General features: G+C 45.7%; 4 protein-coding genes. 3 read left to right on the plus strand and 1 reads right to left on the minus strand.

Features of this window, described 5'->3' with window-relative positions; genetic code table 11:
- A partial coding sequence (locus RIC07_RS13035; protein WP_446394911.1) for a glycoside hydrolase family 15 protein occupies positions 1-813 on the minus strand: 813 nt, incomplete at its 3' end.
- A 201-nt stretch (positions 814-1,014) separates the two neighbouring features.
- Here RIC07_RS13035 and RIC07_RS13040 point away from each other — a divergent pair.
- From RIC07_RS13040 to RIC07_RS13050, 3 genes are all read left to right on the plus strand, one after another.
- Positions 1,015-1,473 carry a GatB/YqeY domain-containing protein gene (locus tag RIC07_RS13040; RefSeq protein WP_446394912.1) on the plus strand — a complete coding sequence of 153 codons (459 nt, stop codon included), beginning with the start codon at positions 1,015-1,017 and terminating at the stop codon, positions 1,471-1,473.
- 100 nt (positions 1,474-1,573) lie between these two features.
- On the plus strand, positions 1,574-2,200 hold the full coding sequence (locus tag RIC07_RS13045; RefSeq protein WP_446394913.1) for an alpha/beta hydrolase: 627 nt from the start codon (positions 1,574-1,576) through the stop codon (positions 2,198-2,200).
- A 68-nt stretch (positions 2,201-2,268) separates the two neighbouring features.
- Positions 2,269-3,156 carry an alpha/beta fold hydrolase gene (locus RIC07_RS13050; protein WP_446394914.1) on the plus strand — a complete coding sequence of 296 codons (888 nt, stop codon included), beginning with the start codon at positions 2,269-2,271 and terminating at the stop codon, positions 3,154-3,156.
- Positions 3,157-3,451: the final 295 nt, after the last annotated feature.

Genomic DNA, 3,451 nt, shown 5'->3' on the forward strand with positions numbered 1-3,451 from the left:
GAACAACAACGCTGTATCATAACGTCGATTCTTTTTCGGTTCCGGTTGGATGCATTCGGCGGGTAAAATAGTTTCTATGGTTGATTCTCCCTGGGCGATTAACTCAGTTAAAAAAGATGGGGAGAAGGCGCGATCGCACTCTTGTATCTCCGACCACTTTTTCCTTTGATTGAGTAGGGTTTGCAGGGCTTTTAACCCCGCAACTACGCCGCCAACACTAGACGCTTCTAGTTTGCGCGTTTCCTCCCAATGACCACTATCTTCATCCTGCCAATAGCGAATTGCTTGAAAGTAATGGGAAAATAATGCCAAAACAGCGAATTCATCAGCTTCAGGATTCAGGAGTCCCTGAGTTGCTAATTGACAGTAAAACCATAAGAAAAATCCCAAAGCATCATTTTGCGCGTGCGCCCATTTTTGATTGATTTCCGCCAAATTTTTACCATCAAAGCGAACATGGTGGCGCTCCATCACATTCTGGGGATTAACTTCGCCCTCAATAATCTTGATAAAACGCCATTGATACTTTTTAAAATAGCTGATCAGGGCATTAACCGTTTTCAGAGCAATTTCAACCTCTCCCAGAACATAATGGGCATGAGCAATATAGATATTATCTCGTACCCAGACACTGGTATAGTCTGTATATTCGGTGTCACTTTTTAATAAAGCTGCCGCAAATAAGCCATTTTCTAGTGAGGGAAACTGAAACGTGCCTTGGTTTTTGAGAAACTCGAATAACTGCTGAATATCTGACACACAATAGTCAGCCCGCATGAAGTCAAGGAGTTTTGGGTGATGGAGAATGAGCATTGTTGGATATATCTCGATGAATAACTGAAAATCAATGGCACTGAAATATTTAAATGCGTGACAGCTTATCGTAGGGTGGGCACTACCCACCAGCATGAATTCAGTGCTGTTCAACTTAAACTTAAAATCCTAATGAGCCAATCCCGTTGATCGCCCGGTTTACTCTTTATAATTTAATCAGTTGTTTCCTCAATCGACATAATGAGCCTCAAAGACCGCATCTCTGAAGATATCAAAGTCGCGATGAAGGCGAAAGATAAAGTTTGGCTGGAAACGGTTCGCAGTATCAAAAAGCTGATCCTAGAAAAAGAGGTCAGCTTGCGCCCTCAAGGACAAGAGACACTCACCGAAACTCAGGAACTTGAACTCTTAGCCCAACTTGCCAAACAGCGTCGGGATTCAATGGAACAGTATCGTAACGCTGGACGGGAAGACTTGGCGGAACAAGAAGCCAAAGAGTTAGCCATACTTGAAGAATATCTCCCCGCCCCACTATCCGATCAGGAAATTGAAGCGGTACTGGATGAAATTATTACCCAAACTGGTGCAAGTTCGATGAAAGACATGGGGAAAGTCATGGGACCCGCCATGGATAAGTTAAAAGGGCGTGCTGAAGGTCGTAAGATTCAAGCTATGGTGAAAACTAAACTCAGTGGATAAGTTGTCATTTGTCAGGGAACAGGGAACAGGGCTAACAACTGTAACTTAATATCTATCCAAACCTCCCCATCACCCCATCTCCCTCCATCGGACTATCACGATGCAAGAAACCCCAGATTACATTCTATTTGCCCAACACGGATGGGCAGATACAGAAGAGGCGATCGCAGCGATGGCGAAAACTTTGGCGACTCCCCAGACGCTGGTGATTACACCCAATCTGGGTTGGTGGAAAACCTGGTGGCGGATTAAGCCGTTAATCAAGCAGGTGGAGGGAATTGCTACGGAAACAATTGCCCAGTATCCCCAAACCCCGATCCGGATTATTGGTTATTCCCTTGGCGGATTAATCTGGGTAGAACTTCTCAACCAACATCCCGAATGGTGGACTCAGGTGGAGTCGTTGGTTCTCGTGGCTTCTCCTATTGGTGGGGTGGATTTAGCCCGAAATTTTACATTTTTGGGAATGGGTGTCGGGATAGCCGGGGCTTTGTTGAACAATCGCCGCCAGATGGCGGAATCCATTGCTAAAGTGATTCCCACGTTAGTGATTGCGGGCGATGTTGGTGGCGGAACGGACGGTGCAGTGACTCTAGAAGAAACGAAGGTTCCCGGTGCAAATTTCTTTTATCTACCCACATTATCCCATCCCACGCTAAAAAATCATCCGGCTGTAGCGGAAGTGATTCGGGACTTTTGGCAAAATCCAGTAATAATTGATGGTTGATTTGTTATTGGTCTTTCGTCATTTGCCATTCGTCCTTTGCAAATTCTCTTCCTCATCTAACTATCACGATGCCAAAAACCCCAGACTTTATTATATTTGCCCAACATGGCTGGGCGGATACCCATCACGCGATCGCAGCCCTAGCGAAATCCTTAGCCACGCCCCAGTCTCACTTGGTTACACCCAATCTGGGTTGGTTGAAAACCTGGTGGCGAATTGAACCATTAATTCAACACGTAGAAAGAGTCGCCACTGAAACCATTACCCAATATCCTGATACCCCAATCCGAATTATCGGTCATTCCATGGGCGGTTTAATTTGGCTAGAAATTCTCAATCAACATCCCCAATGGTGGTCTCAGATAGAATCATTTGTACTGGTTGCATCCCCCATTGGCGGGTCAGATTTAGCCCGACTAATAGACCCCTTTAGTGTTGGTATCGGTATGGCTGGTGCGCTAGGTATCAATCGCCGCCAGATTGCACAATCCATCGCCAAAAAGATTCCTACGTTAGTCATTGCTGGCGATAGGGATAGGGGTAGCGACGGCACAATTACTGTTGAATCAACCAAGTTTTCCGGTGCCAAGTTTGTAAGTATCCCCAATTTAGCCCATGCCCAACTCAAAAATCATCCTACTGTCATTGGAATTATCCGGGAATTTTGGGCAAATCCGACAATCACTAACCCTTACCCCCTAGATTTTACCGCTCAGTTAATTGAACGCTTGCAATCAATACCTGGAATGACTGATGCTCATCCGCGAGACTTTTCCCGTAGTCAACCCTACATCACTTTAGCTAACGGATTCACGATTCGCATCTGGACAAGTCCGTTACACGTTGATCATATCTTTGTCGCTAATCCCGAAGGGGAATGTCTTTACAGCGGATTCGTTGGCTGGATGCATCGTGGGGCGTTACATCAAGCGTTAGCTGAAATTGGGAATCAGTAAACCCGTTTTCTATAGCCGGAGTGGACTGACACAGCTAAAATTATGGAATAGATTGATTGTTAAATTGGGCGCACGTCGGTGCGCCCCTACAATTCCAATCCACCAAATAAGGTGTGCCACGCCAGTAGGGTGCGTTAGCAAAGCGTAACGCACCATTGTTTATCTTGATCCGCCGTAAAACCTTCGCTTTTAGCGACGGGATATAAGGCGGGGGAATCGGAGGTAAGGAGATTCCCAAACTACGCCGCGCAATTGAGCGATAAAACTCCTGATTAACTCAGATTGAGTCATCCCT

This window comes from Coleofasciculus sp. E1-EBD-02, assembly GCF_040218245.1.
In the GTDB taxonomy this organism is placed as follows: Bacteria; Cyanobacteriota; Cyanobacteriia; order Cyanobacteriales; family Coleofasciculaceae; genus Coleofasciculus.